The sequence below is a fragment of the Pseudomonas sp. TE3-3-F2023 genome, from assembly GCF_036784815.1.
In the GTDB taxonomy this organism is placed as follows: domain Bacteria; phylum Pseudomonadota; class Gammaproteobacteria; order Pseudomonadales; family Pseudomonadaceae; genus Aquipseudomonas; species Aquipseudomonas pudica.
Window position 1 is genome coordinate 2,837,390 of the sequence record NZ_CP145113.1, and the last position, 17,070, is coordinate 2,854,459.

Annotated in this window: 18 protein-coding genes; 9 read left to right on the top strand and 9 right to left on the bottom strand. The window is 65.2% G+C overall.

From position 1 onward, the window contains the following. The first annotated feature begins 47 nt into the window (after positions 1-47). The 7 genes from V3314_RS12900 (at position 48) to V3314_RS12930 (ending at position 6,385) form a co-directional block, all read left to right on the top strand. Positions 48-575 carry a spore coat U domain-containing protein gene (locus tag V3314_RS12900; RefSeq protein WP_046615717.1) on the top strand — a complete coding sequence of 176 codons (528 nt, stop codon included), beginning with the start codon at positions 48-50 and terminating at the stop codon, positions 573-575. A 30-nt stretch (positions 576-605) separates the two neighbouring features. Beyond that, the gene (locus tag V3314_RS12905) at positions 606-1,142 is read left to right on the top strand and encodes a spore coat U domain-containing protein (protein ID WP_046615716.1); all 537 of its coding nucleotides are present in this window, start codon (positions 606-608) and stop codon (positions 1,140-1,142) included. Positions 1,143-1,160: 18 nt separating this feature from the next. Continuing rightward, positions 1,161-1,691 (top strand): spore coat U domain-containing protein, encoded by a 531-nt coding sequence (locus V3314_RS12910; RefSeq protein WP_135002270.1) that lies wholly within the window; start codon positions 1,161-1,163, stop codon positions 1,689-1,691. Positions 1,692-1,694: 3 nt separating this feature from the next. Continuing rightward, the gene (locus V3314_RS12915) at positions 1,695-2,198 is read left to right on the top strand and encodes a spore coat U domain-containing protein (protein ID WP_046615714.1); all 504 of its coding nucleotides are present in this window, start codon (positions 1,695-1,697) and stop codon (positions 2,196-2,198) included. Positions 2,199-2,237: 39 nt separating this feature from the next. Beyond that, on the top strand, positions 2,238-3,014 hold the full coding sequence (locus tag V3314_RS12920; protein WP_046615713.1) for a molecular chaperone: 777 nt from the start codon (positions 2,238-2,240) through the stop codon (positions 3,012-3,014). 108 nt (positions 3,015-3,122) lie between these two features. Next, complete coding sequence (locus V3314_RS12925) at positions 3,123-5,420, top strand: fimbria/pilus outer membrane usher protein (protein ID WP_338460315.1); 2,298 nt, start codon at positions 3,123-3,125, stop codon at positions 5,418-5,420. Continuing rightward, on the top strand, positions 5,417-6,385 hold the full coding sequence (locus V3314_RS12930; protein ID WP_085600234.1) for a spore coat U domain-containing protein: 969 nt from the start codon (positions 5,417-5,419) through the stop codon (positions 6,383-6,385). Before V3314_RS12925 ends, V3314_RS12930 begins: the two co-directional genes overlap by 4 nt. A gap of 193 nt (positions 6,386-6,578) precedes the next feature. On the opposite strand, the gene V3314_RS12935 is transcribed toward V3314_RS12930, so the two are convergent. The 5 genes from V3314_RS12935 to V3314_RS12955 form a co-directional block, all read right to left on the bottom strand. After that, positions 6,579-7,727, bottom strand: coding sequence for a M14-type cytosolic carboxypeptidase (locus V3314_RS12935; protein WP_085600235.1), 1,149 nt, complete (start codon positions 7,725-7,727; stop codon positions 6,579-6,581). Between the two features lie 107 nt (positions 7,728-7,834). Beyond that, positions 7,835-8,608: a helix-turn-helix transcriptional regulator gene (locus V3314_RS12940; RefSeq protein WP_085600237.1), complete on the bottom strand. Its 774-nt coding sequence runs from the start codon at positions 8,606-8,608 to the stop codon at positions 7,835-7,837. Between the two features lie 36 nt (positions 8,609-8,644). Next, positions 8,645-9,877 carry an MFS transporter gene (locus V3314_RS12945; RefSeq protein ID WP_153670979.1) on the bottom strand — a complete coding sequence of 411 codons (1,233 nt, stop codon included), beginning with the start codon at positions 9,875-9,877 and terminating at the stop codon, positions 8,645-8,647. Between the two features lie 287 nt (positions 9,878-10,164). After that, entirely contained in the window at positions 10,165-10,380 is a 216-nt protein-coding gene (locus tag V3314_RS12950) for a hypothetical protein (protein ID WP_046615708.1), read from the bottom strand. A 13-nt stretch (positions 10,381-10,393) separates the two neighbouring features. Beyond that, on the bottom strand, positions 10,394-11,176 hold the full coding sequence (locus tag V3314_RS12955) for a VacJ family lipoprotein (protein WP_135002265.1): 783 nt from the start codon (positions 11,174-11,176) through the stop codon (positions 10,394-10,396). 168 nt (positions 11,177-11,344) lie between these two features. Between V3314_RS12955 and V3314_RS12960 the strand changes: the two genes are divergently transcribed. Both V3314_RS12960 and V3314_RS12965 read left to right on the top strand, forming a co-directional pair. Next, positions 11,345-12,055, top strand: a complete 711-nt coding sequence (locus tag V3314_RS12960; protein WP_338460302.1) for a response regulator — start codon at positions 11,345-11,347, stop codon at positions 12,053-12,055. Next, a complete protein-coding gene (locus tag V3314_RS12965; protein WP_046615705.1) occupies positions 12,052-13,407 on the top strand; it encodes an ATP-binding protein in 1,356 nt (451 codons plus the stop codon). Before V3314_RS12960 ends, V3314_RS12965 begins: the two co-directional genes overlap by 4 nt. On the opposite strand, the gene V3314_RS12970 is transcribed toward V3314_RS12965, so the two are convergent. The 4 genes from V3314_RS12970 to dkgB form a co-directional block, all read right to left on the bottom strand. Then, positions 13,408-13,872 carry a nuclear transport factor 2 family protein gene (locus V3314_RS12970; protein ID WP_046615704.1) on the bottom strand — a complete coding sequence of 155 codons (465 nt, stop codon included), beginning with the start codon at positions 13,870-13,872 and terminating at the stop codon, positions 13,408-13,410. It lies immediately after the preceding gene. A gap of 142 nt (positions 13,873-14,014) precedes the next feature. Next, positions 14,015-15,208, bottom strand: a complete 1,194-nt coding sequence (locus V3314_RS12975; RefSeq protein WP_230385118.1) for an MFS transporter — start codon at positions 15,206-15,208, stop codon at positions 14,015-14,017. Then, complete coding sequence (locus V3314_RS12980; protein WP_046615702.1) at positions 15,205-16,158, bottom strand: TIGR03571 family LLM class oxidoreductase; 954 nt, start codon at positions 16,156-16,158, stop codon at positions 15,205-15,207. Before V3314_RS12980 ends, V3314_RS12975 begins: the two co-directional genes overlap by 4 nt. A 4-nt stretch (positions 16,159-16,162) precedes the next feature. After that, the gene (gene dkgB / locus V3314_RS12985) at positions 16,163-16,966 is read right to left on the bottom strand and encodes a 2,5-didehydrogluconate reductase DkgB (RefSeq protein ID WP_046615701.1); all 804 of its coding nucleotides are present in this window, start codon (positions 16,964-16,966) and stop codon (positions 16,163-16,165) included. Positions 16,967-17,070 lie beyond the last annotated feature (104 nt).

The following is a 17,070-nucleotide window of genomic DNA, read 5'->3' on the forward strand; positions in this document are numbered from 1 at the left end:
ACTCCGCTGCTACGCTCAGGTCAGCAGACATCGACAAGGATAATTAGGTGACAGAGCGCTACCTGGCCGCCCTGTTGGGCCTCATGTTGAGTAGCAGTGTCATGGCGGCGGACTTCCTGGTGGAGGTACGGGTGCTGGTGCAGCGTGGCTGCATGCTGGTCAACCAGCCCCGCGATGCCGGGGCGCAGGCGCTTGGGAGCATCGGCCTGGGCGCTGCTGCACGGCTGGATGGTCCTGGCGCGCCGCTCACTGGCGCACTGTTGAGCCGGCGCCCGCCACGCCTGGAATGCAACCCCGGCACCCCCTATCAGGTTCGCGTCGACGGCGGCCAGCATGGCGGCGTCGGCGAGCTGCGCTTTCTGGCCAGTGACGATGACACGGCTCGGCTCATCCCGTATCGCCTGTACCGCGATGCTGCCTGGCGCGAACCGCTGGCGGTGAATGTGGCGCATTCGGCGCGGGTGCCAAACAGCGGTTCGGTCGAGCTGCCGTTGTATGCACGGATCGACAAGCTGGCCTGGATACCACCTGCAGGCCTGTACGCCGACCTGCTCAAAGTCACCGTCAGCTGGTAGGGATGCCACCATGCACAAGGACGCGACGCCATGAACCGTACCTCGATCCTGCTGCTTTCCCTCGGCCCGCTGCTGGTGCCCGGCGGTGCCGCGCATGGCACCAGTACCGGTTTCATCCAGGCGCGGCTGGTGATCAGCACCGCTTGCCAGATCAGCAGCAACGAGACGCAACCGGCGACGGTGGGTAACCCCGGGGTGATGGACTTCGGCGAGCGCGGTCCGTATTGGGACCAGCCGCTGCGCAGCCGGGTTGATGATGTGAGCGGCGAGGGTAGCCTGCAGATCAGCTGCACGCCCGAAGTGCGTGCGTTCAACGTGCGCATCAACGGCGGCCTGAATGGCAGCGACGGCATACGGCGGTTGAGCAATGGCCGCGAGCTGATCCCCTATCAACTGGCGATCGACCCAGGCGGTAACAGCCGCTACGGCATCGGCCAGGCACGTGCCTTCACCATCAGCAGTACCCGGCAGATACCGATCCCCATCTACGGTGTGGTAGTGGCGCAACCGCGCGCGCTGCCGGCCGGCCTTTACCGTGACACCCTGAGGGTGACCCTGGACTGGTAACAACGCAAGGAGACTTCGATGAGAACGAACCTTTCACGCTGCATCCTCACCGGCCTTGGGCTGATGCTGGCTTCCCAGGCCCAGGCCGCAACGACCGGGACCATCGACTCGAAGCTGACCTTGACCGCAGCGTGCCAGGTCAATGGCAGCTCGGGCACTTCGGGGGTGAACTTCGGTGCCCTGGACTTCGGTACTCGCGATGCCCTGTTCACCAGCGCGGACGCCCAGGTGATCGGCGGCGGCGGAGGGGCGATCAGCATTCTCTGCTCGGCTGGCACGGTACCGGTGATCCGCGTGGGGGCAGGCGTCCACGATGGCCAGTCGGCCGGGGGCAGCCGTGCGCTGGCGGATGGCGCCGGCAACTTCGTGCCGTACGATTTCTATACCGATGCCGGGCGCACGCAGGTGTTGGCCATCAACGGCACCATCACCTTGCCGACCAGCAGCGGTACGGCACAGGTCGTCAACCTGTATGGCCAGGCGCGCGGCAAGGCCGGCCTGCCGGCAGGGGTATACACCGACACAGTGTCCGTCGAACTGTCGTTCTGAGCCATGCGTAGCTGGCTGGCATGCGGCCTGAGTGGCCTCGGCGTGCTGCTGGCCGCTCCTCTGGATGCGGCGACCACCAGCAGCTTCATGGTGACGGCGCAGATCGTCGCCGGGTGCCTGGTGGTGGGCGGCGTGAGCAGCTACGGGACGCTCGACTACGGCTCGCAATCGGCCCTGGCCACCGGGGCCCTCGACACCTCGTTGGGCGGCACCACGGTGACCTTTCAGTGCACCCCGGGGGTGGCGTTGAGCATGAGCGTTGATGGCGGGCAGAACAGTGCCAGTGGCACACGCAACCTCAAGCGCACGGGCGGCACACAGGTGCTGGCCTACCAGTTGTACCGGGACGCGGCATACAGCCAGAGCCTGGGGATCGGCCAGAGCGTGGCCGTGAGCTACACCGACCCGACGGCGATAAAGCTGCCGGTGTACGGGCGGGTCCAGCTGACCGGCACGTTGCCGGCAGGGACCTACACCGATGTGGTGCAAGTGACGGTGACCTGGTGAATGCATCGGCACCAACGACCAGTATCCAAGGAGAGCTTCATGGGGGCAGGCGCGAAGTGGGCGCGTGGGTTGATCGGAGTATTGTGGCTGGCGAGCCTGCCAGCCGGGGCGGCCACCTCGGTGCTGATCTGGCCGATCGACCCGGTGCTGGAGGCTGACCAGAAGGCTGGCGCACTGTGGCTGGAAAACCGCGGTACCGCACCGGCCAACCTGCAGGTGCGGGTGTTCGCCTGGCGCCAGGGTGACTACCAGGAACAGTACCAGGCACAGCGCGAAATCATTGGCAGCCCGCCGGTGGCCAACATCGCCCCCGGGCAGAAGCAACTGATTCGCCTGACCCGCACCAGCCCCTCGCCAGTCGGACAGGAGCAGGCCTATCGCATCATCATCGACGAAATCCCGCCCGCCATCCCAGTCGACAAGGCCGAGCCCGGCACTACCGCGGCGATCCGCCTGCAGATGCGCTACTCGGTACCCCTGTTCGTCTACGGCGAAGGCCTGTGGGGCAAAGCCGATCCCGAGGGCAAACGCAATGCCGAGGGCGTCGGCAAGCCGCAACTCAGCTGGCGTGCGGTGACCGTGCAGGGCAAGCCGTACGTGGAGCTGCGCAACACCGGCGCGGTGCATGCACGGCTGACCGATGTGGTGGTGCAGCAGGGCAGCCAGAGCAAGCCACTGGCCGACGGCCTGCTGGGTTATGTGCTGCCGGGGGCCAGCATGCGCTGGCCGGCACCGTTGGCACCGAACGCCGGCAGTGTGCTGAAAGGGAGGGTAAACGGCCAGAGCAGCGCGGACGCCATCCGCCAAAGCCAATGAGCCTGCGCCTGAATGCCGCGCAGGGGCCAGGGAGGACCCGGCAATGGTTGGAAACCGTGTGTGAGGTGGCTGACAGCGAGGACGCATCGCTGGTGCCTGGGGCTTGCCCTGGTCGGCCCTGGCCTGGTGCTGGGCGACGACCTGCCACCACCACCTACGGAGCTGTCCGCCATCGCCGATGCCACGTTGTACCTCGAACTGCTGGTGAACCAGATGCCCAAGGCTGAGCTGGTGCCGGTGCAGCAGCGCGCCGGGCAGTTGTACATCGACAGCGAAGTGTTGCGGGCGGCCGGTGTCTCGCTGCCGGGCAACCCGCAGGGCGAGTTGGCGCTGGAGGCCATCGGGGGGATGCATGCCGACTATGACAGCCAGAACCAGCGCCTGCTGCTGCAAGTGCCGCCGGCCTGGCTGCCCGACCAGCAGCTGGGCGACCGCAACCTGTACCCGGCCAGCGATGCGCGCAGCAGTTTCGGCGCCTTGTTCAACTACGACCTGTACCTGAACGACACCGATGACGGCGGCAGCTACCTGGCGGCCTGGAACGAACTGCGCCTGTTCGACAGCTGGGGTACGTTCTCCAGCACCGGGCAGTGGCGCCAGTCGTTCAATGGTGCGCCGACCGATGACCTGCGCCAGGGCTTCTTGCGCTACGACACCACCTGGCGCTTCACCGACGAGCAGCGCCTGCTGACCTACGAAGCCGGGGACCTTGTGACCGGGGCCTTGCCCTGGACCAGCTCGGTGCGGGTTGGCGGCCTGCAGGTATCGCGCGATTTCGCTGCGCGCCCCGACCTGGTCACCTATCCGCTGCCGGCGTTCTCCGGTGAAGCGGCGGTACCGACTTCGCTGGACCTGTTCATCAATGGCTACAAGTCCAGCACCAGCGAATTGCAGCCGGGCCCCTACACGTTGACCAACGTGCCGTTCATCAACGGCGCCGGGGAGGCGGTGGTGGTCACCACCGACGCCCTTGGCCGGCAGGTGTCGACCACCTTGCCGTTCTACGTCACCAGCAGCCTGCTGCAGCAGGGCCTGACAGACTATTCGGTAGCGGCCGGCAGCCTGCGCCGTGACTACGGGGTACGCGATTTTGCCTACGGCCCCGGGATTGCCTCGGCCAGCCTGCGCTACGGGGTCAGCGACCTCTTCACCCTGGAGACCCATGCCGAAAGCGCCGAATCGCTGATGCTGGGCGGTCTGGGCGGCAACATGCGGCTGGGCAACTTCGGCGTGCTCAACGCGGCCCTGGCGCAGAGCCGGTTCGACGGCGACAAGGGTCACCAGGTCGCCCTCGGCTACCAGTACAACAGCCAGCGCATCGGTTTCAGCTACCAGCGCCTGCAACGCCATGGCGACTATGCCGATCTGACCCGGGTCGACAGCCGCGACATACAGCTGAGCCAGCGCAGCGAACAGGTCACGTTGAGCCTGAACCTGAACGAATACGGCAACATCGGCGCCGGCTATTTCGATGTACGCGCCGGTGACGGCACACGTACGCGGCTGATCAACCTGAGTTACAGCAGGCCGCTGTGGGGCAACAGCAGCGTGTATCTGTCGGCCAACCGTGAAGTGGGGGACAGCCGGTGGGCGGTGCAGGCGCAACTGGTGATCCCGTTCGACCTGCACGGTACCTTGGCCCTGGGCATGGAACGCAGCCAGCAAGGCGAAACCCTGCAGCGGGTCAACTACAGCCGCGCGACGCCAGTGGGTGGTGGTGTCGGTTACAACCTCGGCTACGCCGCCGGTAGCGAGCGCGACGCCTACCGCCAGGCCGATGCCACCTGGCGCCTGCAGTCGGTGCAGTTGCAGGCCGGTGTGTATGGCAGCAGTGGCGAAATGACCCGCTGGGCCGACGCCAGTGGCTCGCTGGTGTGGATGGATGCCGGGCTGTTCGCTGCCAACCGCATCGACGATGCCTTCGTGGTGGTCAGCACCGGTGGTTACGCCGATGTGCCGGTGCGCTATGAAAACCAGGAGGTCGGCCGCACCAATGCCGACGGCCACCTGCTGGTGCCGTACAGCAGCGGTTACTACCGCGGCAAGTACGAGATCGACCCCATGGACTTGCCGCCGGATATCCTCGCACCGGAAGTGGAGCAGCGGGTGGCGGTACGCCGGGGCAGTGGCTACTTGCTGGAGTTCCCGCTCAGGCGCGTGCTGGCGGCCAGTATCGAACTGGTGGACGCCGACCGGCAGGTACTCAAGCTGGGCAGCCGTGTCACCCATGCAGAAAGCGGCAGCCAGGCGGTGGTCGGCTGGGATGGCCTGGTGTATCTGGAGAACCTGGCGCCGCATAACCGCCTGCAGGTGGAGCTGGAAGGCGGCGGGCAGTGCCAGGTGGCGTTCGACCTGCCTGAGTCGCAAGGCTCGATCCCCTTGATCGGCCCGTTGGTATGCAAATGAAGGCCTGCTGGCGTGGTTTATGGGCATGTGCCTTGTTGGTGTGGGCAGGCTCGGGCTGGGCCAAGTGCACGTCGGTGGTTACTGCGCCGGCGGCGTTTGGTTCGCTCAGTTCGACCCAGGTACGTAGCACGGTACAGACGGCCTCCAGCACCAACTCGGGCCTGCAATGCAACGGCTCGGTGATCAGCGTGCTCAGTAGTACCGACTCCTTCAAGATCAAGATCACCTCTACCACCAGCGGGCTGGTAGGGCCTACCGGGGATGTGATCCCCTACACGCTGTATGCCGACGCCACAACCACCTATCCGATTACCCGTGGCACCGCCTTCGAATTCAGGACCACCGGCATCCTCGACCTGCTCGGGTTGCTCAACGGTACACCGAAGAACGTGCCCATCTACATGCGCACGCAGGTAGGCAGCAATGTATCGGCGGGGCTGTATCAGGAAACCCTCACCGTCGAGTGGACCTGGGACTATTGCGACGGGATTGGTGTTGGCGGGCTTTGCATAGGGCGAGACCAGGGCACCGGTACCAAGACCCTGCTGGTGAGCATGACGGTGACCAACGACTGCCAGATCACCACACCCAGTATCAACTTCGCCAGCGCGCCAGTGGTGGCGGGGTTCGGTACGGTAAGCCAGAGCCTGAGTGTGTCGTGCACCAAGGGCAGCAACTACACCGTGGGCCTGGACGACGGGCAGAACGTGGCCAATGGTCGGCGGCGGATGAAGTCGGCGGCCAACAACTACCTGGCCTATGACATTTTCAAGGGCGCCGGTGCGGTGCGCTGGGGTTCGGTAGGGGCTGCACGACGGGCCAGTACCGATGCCGATGTGAACCCCGGCACGGGTACCGGCACCGGTAGCCAGGTGTTCAACTACAACGCCAAGGTCTACACCGACCAGGCTACACCCCCGGCTGGGAGCTATACCGACAGCGTGCTTCTGGATGTGCAGTTCTGAGCGCAGGGACCTGGTGGGGGCGGCGGTCCGCGTAACCTGTGGGAGCGGCTTTAGCCGCAAAGAATCCAACGCGGTGTGTGGCACCGGCTACGCCGGCGTTCGCGGCTAAAGCCGCTCCCACAGGGTGCCTGCTAATTCCATGAGTCATGTGCAGTCCTGTGAGAGCCGGCTTGCCGGCGATGGGCCGTTTCACTCAGCGCAAATCGCCAACCATCTTCGCCAATGTCTCCAGCACCGCCCCGGCCAACGCTTTCGAGCGTGCTCCCGACCACCCGGTGACAGCATCCGGCGCGTCGTCATGGTCCTTGAACGGCATTTCCAGGGTCAGCGACAGGCAGTCATGCGCCATCCCCACCGCATTGCAGGCCAGCGTCGTGTTGGCCTGCCCCGGTTCGTCGCGGGTGTAGCCATGCACGGTCTGGAAGTCGCGGGTCAGGCTGCACAGGGTGCTGCGGAACTGCTCTTCCAGTTTGGCCAGCCGCGGCGTGTAGCCGGGGTTGCCCTCGCAGGCTGCGGTGAACACGTGGGGAATCTCCTCGTCGCCATGCACGTCGATGAACGCATCCACCCCGTATTGCTTCATCTGCGCCTGGGCGAAGAACACCTCGGGGCTGAACTCGACGCTGGCGTCCTGCCAGGCACGGTTGAGGTCCTTGCCCTTGAAATTGGTGCGCAGGTGGCCGAGGAAGGCGCCGTCGGGGTTCATGTTGGGGATCAGGTACAGGTCGGCCTTGGCCAGCAACTGCTGTATGACCGCGTCGTTGGCCTGCAGGCGGTCGATCACGCCCTCCATGAACCATTCGGCCATGTGTTCGCCCGGGTGCTGCTGGGCAATCAGCCACAGCTTGCGCTTGCCTGCGGCACCATCACCGGCACGTAGCAGGGGAATGTCGCGGCCCTGCACGCTGCGGCCACTGGCGAGCAATTCCACCCCCGGCAGTTGCCGTGCACGCTCGATCAACTGGTTGTGGCGGGCGCGCGGGTAGGGCTCGAAGTAGGCGAACCAGATGTGCGGCTGTTCGGCCTTCACCTCGAACGACAGCGCCGTGCCGTCGAACTGGCTGGGGACGCGGAACCAGGTTTGCTGGTCGTAGGAGGCCACGGCGTTGTAGCCGCTCCAGGCGTTCTTGTAGGAAGAGCCGGAGGCGTTGTCGAGGCTGAAGCGATGGACCTGGCCCGGCGTCAGCCCGCTGACTTTGAAGTGGAACCACTGGTAGTGGTCGCTGTGGGTGTCCGGGCGGATGGCCAGGTGCACCCGGGCCGGGTTGCTGGCATCCAGTACCTGGATGTTGCCGGAGTCGAAATCGCAGTCGATCTGCAGGGGGGACAGCGTCACGGTCATGTACCGGGCTCCTTCTGGGGCTTTGTTGTGAGGGTACTGTACACGGCTTGACAGGGTTGCTGTGCGAGATCAGCAACGCGTGGGCGATATCATATGTTTCCTACAGGCTATTTGAAGAACTGACTCGGCGTGATGCCGAACTGGCGCTTGAACATACTGGCGAAGGCACTGGGGCTGTCATACCCCAGCGTCCCCGCCACATCGATGATCCGCTCGCCCAGGGCAATCCGCTCCAGTGCCTGCATCAGCCGCGCCTGCTGGCGCCACTGGCCGAAGGTCATGCCGGTTTCCTTGCGGAACAGGCGTTGGATGGTCTTTTCGTCCACCCCAAGCTGCTGGCCCCAGTCGGCCACGGTAGCGTTATCGTCAGGCCGCTGGTGCAATGCCGAGCAGATCGCCTGCAGGCGCTTGTCGCGGGGCTGCGACAGCTTCAGTGGCATGGTCGGCAGCACGCAGATCTCGTCGAGGATCAGGCGCATCACCCGGGCTTCGCGCGAGTCTTCGGCAAACGGCGCGGTAAAGCCTACGGAAGCCTTGATCAGTTCGCTGAGCAACGGCGAGATGCTGATAGCCTTGCTCTGCACGGGCAACTGCACTGCCGCGTCGGTGCGCACGAACACACTGCGCATCTTCACATCGCCCACGCAGCGTATAGCGTGCACCTGGCCGCAGGGCATCCATACGCCGCGGCTGGGGGGCACGGTCCAGCGTTCGTTACCGGACTCGACGATCATCAGGCCTTTTATGGCATAGATCAGTTGGTGCTTGGCATGGCTGTGGGGCTCGATGAACCAGTCGGTCGGGTAGTCCGTCGCACGGCTGCCCACCTCCCAGCTCCACTCATCCACTTCCACCAGCAATTCGTGCTGCGGCTTCAGCATTTCGACCTCTTGTACGGGCAGCCTGGCATGCCCACTTTAACAGCAGCGGCTGGGGCGGGCTTGCGAGCGGGTTGCCGGCAGCAGCGCGGTGGCCAACCCCAGCAGCGGCAGGAACGAGATGATCTGGTACACCCACTCGATGCCATGCCGGTCGGCCAGTTCGCCAAGCCCGGCAGCGCCGATGCCGCTGATACCGAACATCAACCCGAACATCACCCCCGACACCATGCCGACCCGGCCCGGCACGGCCTCCTGGGCATACACCACCAGGGCAGCGAAGGCCGAGGACATCACCAGGCCGATGGCCACCGCCAGTACCGCCGTCCAGGCCAGGTTGGCGTAAGGCAGGGCGAGGGCGAAGGGCGCCACGCCGAGGAACGAGACCCAGATCACTGCCTTGCGCCCGATACGGTCACCCACCGGGCCACCGGCGAAGGTGCCCAGGGCCACGGCCACGAGGAACACGAACAGGTACAGCTGGCTGTGCTGCACGCTCAGGCCGAAATGCTCGATCAGGTAGAAGGTGAAGTAGTTGGTGAACGAGGCGATGTAGACGAACTTGGCGAACATCAGCACGGCGATCACCGCCACGGCGCGCCACATGGCGCCACGCGACAGGCCGGGGGCCTGCTGGCCGGCGAAGGTCTTGAGCCGGGTCTGGCCGTGGCGCATGGTCCAGCCGGTCACCCGCAACAGCACGAACACCGCCAGCGCGGCCGCCAGCATGAACCAGGCAATGGCCGGTTGGCCGTGTGGAATGACGATGGCAGCGGTCAGCAGCGGGCCGAGGGCCGAGCCGGTGTTGCCACCTACCTGGAAAGTCGATTGCGCGGTGCCGAAGCGCCCACCGGAGGCCATCCTGGCCACTCGCGAGGCTTCGGGGTGGAAGGTCGCCGAACCCACCCCGACTACCGCCGCGGCTACCAGCAGCATTTCATAGCTGCTGGCGAAGGCGAGCAGGGCGATGCCCACCAGCGTCACCAGCATGCCGGCCGGCAGCAGGTAGGGTTGCGGGTGCTTGTCGGTGTACAGGCCGACCCAGGGTTGCAGCAGGGACGCGGTCACCTGGTAGATCAGGGCGATCCAGCCGATCTGGGCAAAGCTCAGCGCGAAATCGCTCTTGAGCATCGGGTAGATGGATGGCAGCACGGCCTGGATCAGGTCGTTGAGCAGGTGGGCGAATGCGGCGGCGCCGACGATGCGGACCAGAAAGCCCTGGGGTTGGTCGGCAGGCGTGGTGGCGGCCATGGAGGCGGTGGAGGTCGTCATGGGCGATCTTCTTCTGGCGAAAGGGAACAAGGCATTGCCGAAGAAGGGTAGCCAGGGCCCGGTTTGCCTGTCTCACGCCAAACAGGCAGCTACTGTCGCGTTTCGGACATTCGTCAGAGGAACATGCACTATCCCTTGTAGGAGCGGCCTTGTGTCGCGAAAGGGCTGCGAAGCGGCCCCAGCAATTTGTGCATCTGCGCTGAAACTCTGGGGCTGCTTCGCAGCCCTTTCGCGACACAAGGCCGCTCCTACAAGGGCCCGCGCTGGGTGCAAGAAGCCAGTCCCTTTCAGAACGATTGACCCTGCCGCGCCACCCAGCGCAGCAATGCTGCAATCGGTACGCTGCGGTGAGCCTCGTGCCGGTAAGGCTTGCCTTCGGCGGTAAAGCGTTCGCGATAGCGGCTCAGCACCAGGCTCCGGCCATCGGCCGAAAGCCGGGCTTCCAGTTCATGCAGCAACAGCGGTTGCCGGGCAGCGCCTTCCAGGCGCCTGAACAGCAGCATGGCGGCTTGGGCATCATTCTTCACGGGCACCCCCTGCACAATCCACTGGCCACGCTCCCGGCTCGCCGGCCTTGCCTTCTGCCACCCGGTTGCTGCGCCGCTGCGCGGTGTAGTCACGCAGCGCAAGGTAGTAGTCAGGCCAGGTGCGCAGCAGGTCGGTCAAAGGCAGTGCTTCGGCCCGTGTATCGACGATGCCGCCGGCTGTGGCTACGTTGCCCATGGTTTCGACGGTATCGCTGTTGCCGCCAAACGGGTCCAGTGCCAGGCCCAGCAGCGTGCCGGTGGCATCGCGCAGGTTGTGGGTGCCCAGCAGCGGCAACTCGACGATGGGGCCAGCGGCGATGTTCCACACCCCGAAGGTCTGGCCAAAGTCCGAGCGATGCTGGCTCAGCCCCATCTTGCCAGACACATCGACCAGCCCCGCCACACCCAAGGTGGTGTTGAAGATGAAGCGGGAGAGGCTGGTCATCGCTCGTTCGCCGTTGCCCTGCAGCAGGTCGTTGACGAACACCTTGGGCTCACCGAAGTTGCTGGCAAAGTTGTGCATGCCCTGTCGGGCAAAACCGGGCAGCGCGGTGTAGCCCCTGGCGACGGGAGCCAGCAGATAGTCGTCGACCGTGCGGTTGAAGGCAAATACGGCGCGGTTGGCGGGCTCCGCCGGGTCACTGACCTGATAGGCGACATTGCCGCAGGCCGCCGTGGCCGGTGCACGTTGGCTGCAGCCTCCCGCCGCAAGCAGCGACAAGGCCAGCGCGGCAGAGCGCGCTGAGCGGGAGGCGGATGATGAAAGGGACATGGATACATTCCTGGCAAGAACTGGCGCCGATGCTGCGCGGTTTTCTTTGCCTGGAAATGTCTGGATTTTCTCGGCGTCGACACTTTGTTACCAAGTTGAAATATATGACGGTTGCGCGGGGATGGCCTTAAAGTACGGCTTGATAACCTTGTATTGCGGTGCTTTTTTGTGAGCCATTTGCTGATAGTCGACGATGATGTCGAGGTGCTCGACCTGCTGCAGAAGTTTCTCTGCCAGCATGGCTACGAGGTTGATGTGGCCACGGATGGCAAGGGGCTCTGGCAAGCCGTTGAGCGGCGGGTGCCGGACCTGGTCATCCTGGATGTGATGCTGCCTGGCGACAGTGGCCTGGTGTTGTGCCAGCGCCTGTTGGCCGAGCACAAAGTGGCAGTGATCATGCTCACCGCCATGGGCGAGTTGAGTGACCGGGTGGTTGGCCTGGAGCTGGGGGCAGACGACTACCTGACCAAACCGTTCGCCGCCCGTGAACTGCTGGCCCGGGTGAGGGCAGTGCTGCGCCGTGCCGGGGAAGCGGCCGGTGGCACGGCGAGCCATGCCTGCGCGACCCTGGAGTTTGCCGGGTGGAGGCTGGATGTCGTGCGGCGCGAACTGCGTTCGCCGGACAACGTCATGATCCCTCTGTCCAACGGTGAGTTCGAGCTGCTGCTGGTGTTCGCCGAACATCCGCGGCGGGTGCTCAGCCGCCAGCAGTTGCTGGATATGGCTCGTGGCAATGCGTATGACGCCTATGACCGAAGCATCGATGTCCAGGTGAGCCGGCTGCGCCGCAAGCTTGAAACCGACAACGGCAACGAGCCCTTGATCCGTACCCTGCGAAATGCCGGTTACCTTTTCACGCCCACGGTCGCGAGGCGATGAAGCTGCTGGCCAGGGTTCGCCAGGCGCTGCCAAGGCCCAGGATCACCATTGCCCGCTGGATCGCGCTTACCACCCTGACGGCGATGCTGTTCCTGCTGCTGCTCAAGGGACTGTTCAGCCTGCTGTTGAGTGCCTGGGCGCAGCCTCCGCTGCTGGAGAGCGGGGTTATCGAGAAGGTTGCAGCGGTTACCCGCATCCTCGACGCCGCGCCCATGGCGCAACGTGCCAACATCGCCAGTGCGGCGGGCGACGGCTCATACTCCGTGCGATGGTTGCGCCGGCATGACGAAGCGGGCGTGCCAGTGCTGGTCGATGCCGAGTTCAGCGAGGGCACGCCTATCCTGCGCACGCTGCTCAAGCGCCCGGATGCCAGGGTCGAGGCCTTTGCACCGTCCGACATGCCGGAATACGCACCTGAGCGCGGCTATGCGCTGATGATCGAGCTGAGCGACAAGTCCTGGGTGCTGTTCCGCGCCACCAACCGTAGCTGGGGGCTGGATGAACTGCCTCGCAACCTGATCATCCTTGGCCTGATGCTGGTTTCCAGCCTTGCCGTCGCGCTGCTGGCCACGCGCTACCTGGCCAAGCCGCTGGAGCGCTTTGCCGAAGGGGCGCGGCGTTTTGGCAAGGATTTCAACGCCCCGCCCATTCCGGTGGTCGGCCCGCACGACCTGCGCCAGGCCATTCTCGCGTTCAATGCCACGCAGGCGCAGCTCAAGCATTTTCTCAACGACCGCACCCAGATGCTCGCGGCCATTTCCCATGACTTGCGTGCACCGCTGACGCGCATGCGCTTGCGCGCCGAGTTCGTCGACGATGCCCAGTTGCAGGCCAAGTTGTTCAAGGACGTCGACGAGATGCAGGCGATGGTCGATGCGGCGTTGGAGTTCTTCCGTGATGATGCACGGCTGGAACAGACGACCGTATTCGACCTGGGCGAGTTGCTGCTGACCGTGGTGGACGACTTCAAGGACGCGGGGGTCGAGGTCGGCCTCAGCGGGCCGCGCCGCTGCGTGTACACGGGGCGGCCAGTGGGTATCAGGCGTGTGCTGGTCAACTTGATCGACAATGCAGCGAAGTACGGCTGTGAGCCAACGGTGGTGCTGGCGGTGAGCGCCAGGCAGATCGAGATTACCGTGCTGGATCGCGGGCCGGGCATCGCGCCGGAGCTGCATGAGCAGGTATTCGTGCCGTTCTACCGTATCGAAGGTTCACGCAACCGCAATACCGGTGGCGTTGGGCTGGGCCTGCCCGCAGCACGGGCCATCGTGCTGGAGCAGGGTGGCAGCATGACCCTGGGCAACCGCCCGGGCGGTGGGCTGGAAGTCAGGATCATGCTGCCGCAGGGTTGATCAGAGCCCCATTTCGCTGAGCCCTGGGTGATCATCCGGGCGCCGGCCCAACGGCCAGTGGAACTTGCGCTCGGCTTCGCTGATAGGGTGCTCGTTGATGCTCGAATGACGGTTCTGCATCAGCCCGTCGTCGGCAAACTCCCAGTTCTCGTTGCCATAGGCACGGTACCACTGGCCGCTGTCGTCGTGGTACTCGTAGGCATAGCGCACGGCAATGCGGTTGCCGGTGAAGGCCCACAGCTCCTTGATCAGGCGGTACTCCAGTTCATGGTTCCACTTACGCGTCAGAAACGCCTCGACCTCGGCACGGCCACGCGGGAACTCGGCGCGGTTACGCCACACGGTGTCGACGGTATAGGCAAGCGCAACCTTGGCCGGGTCGCGGCCGTTCCAGCCATCCTCGGCCAGGCGGACCTTTTCGATGGCGCTTTCGCGGGTGAAGGGCGGCAGGGGTGGACGGGACATCGCGGTACTCCTCAGTTCGATTGGCTTGTAGGAGAGTAGTAGCCGCTGACCGAACAGAGAATGGGTGCGCCTGGCACATCATAATTGCAGTGCGTGGAACAATGCCGAGGTGCCATGCCAGGCGCGCTCTTGCGGGGGGGCTCTATCTGGCTGCGTCGGCTGCGGTTTTCCCGGCAGCCTTGCTACGCCCGCCCAGCCACACCAGCAGCAGCCCGGCAGCCGCCAGCACGCCACCTGCCATCGGCACTGCCGCATAGCCCAGGTTCAGGCTGATCACCGCACCACCCAGCGCCGCGCCCACGGCATTGCCCAGGTTGAACGCACCCACGTTGATCGACGAGGCCAGCCCCGGTGCTTCGATGGCGGCGGTCATCACCCGCATCTGCAGCGGCGGTACCACGGCAAAGGTGAACATGCCCCACACCAGCAAGGCGATGGCGGCGCCGATGTGGCTGCCCAGCACCAGCGGCATCAGCAGCATGATCACTGCCAGTGCCGCGAGGAAGATCCGCGCCGCCCCATCCAGCGACCAGTCGGCCAGGCGGCCACCCAGGCTGTTGCCCAGGGTGAAGCCCACGCCGATCAGCACCAGGCCCAGAGTGACGAAGCTATCCGAGGCGCCGGTCAGTTCGGCCAGTACCGGTGCGACATAGGTGTACAAGGTGAACATGGCGCCGGCACCGAGCACGGTGGTGGCCATTGCCAGCAGCACGCTGGGCCGGGCGATGACCGCCAGCTCCTTGCGCACGTGCGGCACGCTGCCGCGCTCACCCTTGGGCAGGGCATACCACAGCGCGGCCATGGCCAGCAGGCCCAGCATGGCAGTACCGGCAAAGGCCATGCGCCAGCCGACCTGCTGGCCGATCCAGGTGGCGGCCGGCACGCCGCCGATGTTGGCAATGGTCAGGCCCATGAACATGGTGGCCACGGCACTGGCCTGTTTCTCCTTGGGCACCACGCTGGCAGCCACTACGGCACCAAGGCCGAAGAACGCGCCGTGGTTGAGGCTGGTGACCAGGCGCGAGGCGAGCAGGGTGTAGTAGTCCGGCGACAGCGACGACAGCAGGTTGCCGAGGGTGAAAATGGCCATCAGCGCCATCAGCGCGGCGCGCTTGCCGAAACGGCTGAACAGCAGGGTCATGATCGGCGCACCGACCATCACCCCGATGGCATAGGCGGTAATCAGCATGCCAGCGCTGGGGATGCTGACATCGACACCTTGGGCAATTACCGGCAGCAGGCCCATCGGGGTGAACTCGGTGGTGCCGATGCCGAAGGCGCCGATGGCCAAGGCAAACAGGACGTGCCCGCTCTTCATTGCGCGTGCTCCTGTCATGGGGTGGCCTCCGTCAGTTGGGTTTTTGTCTCATGGAATTGTGGCAATACGTATTCGGCGATTTCGCGCAGGGTTTCGTCCAGCGGCCGCACGTTACGCCGCAGGTGCAGGCCGATATGGTCGACACCCACCGCGCGCAGGGCGCCGAGCTCGGCCGCCAGCGCCTTGCGGCCGCCGCGGAAACCGAAGCGCCAGCGTTGCAGCGGTTCGTCGGGGTTGTCCGCCAGGTCCAGATGGATGAAGCTGCTGTAAGGCTTGTTGCCCGCCACCGCGCGCCAGGCGGCGATACGGTGCCGGTGGTCGTCCGGTGTGCCGGGGTAGGCCAGGCAGCCGTCCAGGTTGCTGCCGATCCATTGCGGGCTCTGCTGGGCCAGGCCGGCTACCAGCAACGGCAGCGGCGAAGCGGTACTGGGTAGCACGGCCAGCCCTTCGGGCAGGTGGCCGTTGGCACCATCACGCAGCAGCGCGACCTGTTTGCGGAATGCGTTGCCACGCCCCTCGAAATCCCGACCGAATAGCGGGTACTCCACCGGCCGGTCACCACTGGCCACGCCCAGCAGCAGGCGGTTGCCACTGAGGCGCTGCACGCTGTTGGCCGATTTAAGGGTCAGCAGCGGTTCGCGAATCGGCAGCACCACGGCAGCCGTGCCGAGCAGGATGTCGCGGGTTATGCCGGCAAGGTAGCCGAGGTACGCAAACACCTCGAACACCTGGGCGGCGTCGCCGAACGATGGGTCGTACAGCGGCACATCGCGGACCCACAGGGCGCGGTAGCCCAGGCGATCGGCCAGTTGTGCCAGTGCTGCGTGGCGGGCCAGGTCAGGCTCGCCGAACTGGCGGCCGTCACGGCGGCGCGCCTGGTCGCCGGCGGGCGTCCAGTCGTGGTCCAGCGGTGCTTCCAGGCCGATGCTGAAGCCGCCAGCGGTCAGGCGTTCGAGGGGCGTGGTCATGGTATCAGTCCCAGATTGGCGCCAGGCCGTCAGGGCTGACTTCGCGACCATTGCGCTCGAGTTTGGCGATGCGTGCCATGTCGTCGGCGTCCAGCTTCAGGTCACGGGCGAGCAGGTTGCTGGCCAGGTTTTCGCGCTTGGTCGACGACGGGATCACTGCGTAGCCCAGCTGCAGGGCCCAGGCCAGGGCAACCTGAGCGACGGTGGCCTTGTGCTTGGCGGCGATGTCGGCCAGTACCGGGTCTTTCAGCACCTTGCCGTAGGCCAGGGTCATGTAGGAGGTGACGGTGATGCCTTGCTCCTTGAGGAAGGCGGTCAGCTTGCTGTTCTGCAGGTACGGGCTGAGTTCGATCTGGTTGGTGGCGATTTCGCCTTTGCCGACCACTTCGATGGCTTGGCGGGTCAGGTCGATGTTGAAGTTGGACACGCCGATCTGGCGGGTCAGGCCCAGCTTCTTGGCTTCGGCCAGGGCCGCCATGTACTCGGGCAGCTCAACGCCGTTGCCCGGGGCAGGCCAGTGGATGAGCAGCAGGTCGACGTAGTCGGTGCGCAGCTTCTGCAGGCTGTCGCGCAGGCTGGGGATCAGCTTGTCGGCGGCGTAGTTTTCGACCCATATCTTGGTGGTGATGAACAGCTCGTCGCGCTTGACGCCGCTTTCGGCGATGGCCTGGCCGACGTCGGCTTCGTTCTGGTAGATCTGCGCAGTGTCGATGACCCGGTAGCCCAGTTCCAGGGCCGACTTGACCGAGTCGATGACGGCTTGGCCGGTGAGGCGGAAGGTGCCGAGGCCGAAGGATGGAATGCTCATGGATCTGCTCCTGGTGAGTAAGGGAGGTGAACTGAACCGAGACTCAAGGCTCGGGCTGTTCGTGTGGGAGCAGTGTGCGGGTTTGGCGGGGATTGATTAAGCTG

Excerpts from the sequence above, each read along its gene's own strand:
- V3314_RS12950 (WP_046615708.1), bottom strand. The coding sequence starts at position 10,380 with ATGCTGCTGTTCAGGCGCCTGGAAGGCGCTGCCCGGCAACCGCTGTTG.
- V3314_RS12935 (WP_085600235.1), bottom strand. The coding sequence starts at position 7,727 with ATGACCGTGACGCTGTCCCCCCTGCAGATCGACTGCGATTTCGACTCC.
- V3314_RS12920 (WP_046615713.1), top strand. The coding sequence starts at position 2,238 with ATGGGGGCAGGCGCGAAGTGGGCGCGTGGGTTGATCGGAGTATTGTGG.
- V3314_RS12945 (WP_153670979.1), bottom strand. The coding sequence starts at position 9,877 with ATGACGACCTCCACCGCCTCCATGGCCGCCACCACGCCTGCCGACCAA.
- V3314_RS12965 (WP_046615705.1), top strand. The coding sequence starts at position 12,052 with ATGAAGCTGCTGGCCAGGGTTCGCCAGGCGCTGCCAAGGCCCAGGATC.
- V3314_RS12955 (WP_135002265.1), bottom strand. The coding sequence starts at position 11,176 with ATGTCCCTTTCATCATCCGCCTCCCGCTCAGCGCGCTCTGCCGCGCTG.
- V3314_RS12940 (WP_085600237.1), bottom strand. The coding sequence starts at position 8,608 with ATGCTGAAGCCGCAGCACGAATTGCTGGTGGAAGTGGATGAGTGGAGC.
- V3314_RS12910 (WP_135002270.1), top strand. The coding sequence starts at position 1,161 with ATGAGAACGAACCTTTCACGCTGCATCCTCACCGGCCTTGGGCTGATG.
- V3314_RS12915 (WP_046615714.1), top strand. The coding sequence starts at position 1,695 with ATGCGTAGCTGGCTGGCATGCGGCCTGAGTGGCCTCGGCGTGCTGCTG.
- V3314_RS12975 (WP_230385118.1), bottom strand. The coding sequence starts at position 15,208 with ATGACAGGAGCACGCGCAATGAAGAGCGGGCACGTCCTGTTTGCCTTG.
- dkgB (WP_046615701.1), bottom strand. The coding sequence starts at position 16,966 with ATGAGCATTCCATCCTTCGGCCTCGGCACCTTCCGCCTCACCGGCCAA.
- V3314_RS12970 (WP_046615704.1), bottom strand. The coding sequence starts at position 13,872 with ATGTCCCGTCCACCCCTGCCGCCCTTCACCCGCGAAAGCGCCATCGAA.
- V3314_RS12930 (WP_085600234.1), top strand. The coding sequence starts at position 5,417 with ATGAAGGCCTGCTGGCGTGGTTTATGGGCATGTGCCTTGTTGGTGTGG.
- V3314_RS12980 (WP_046615702.1), bottom strand. The coding sequence starts at position 16,158 with ATGACCACGCCCCTCGAACGCCTGACCGCTGGCGGCTTCAGCATCGGC.
- V3314_RS12905 (WP_046615716.1), top strand. The coding sequence starts at position 606 with ATGAACCGTACCTCGATCCTGCTGCTTTCCCTCGGCCCGCTGCTGGTG.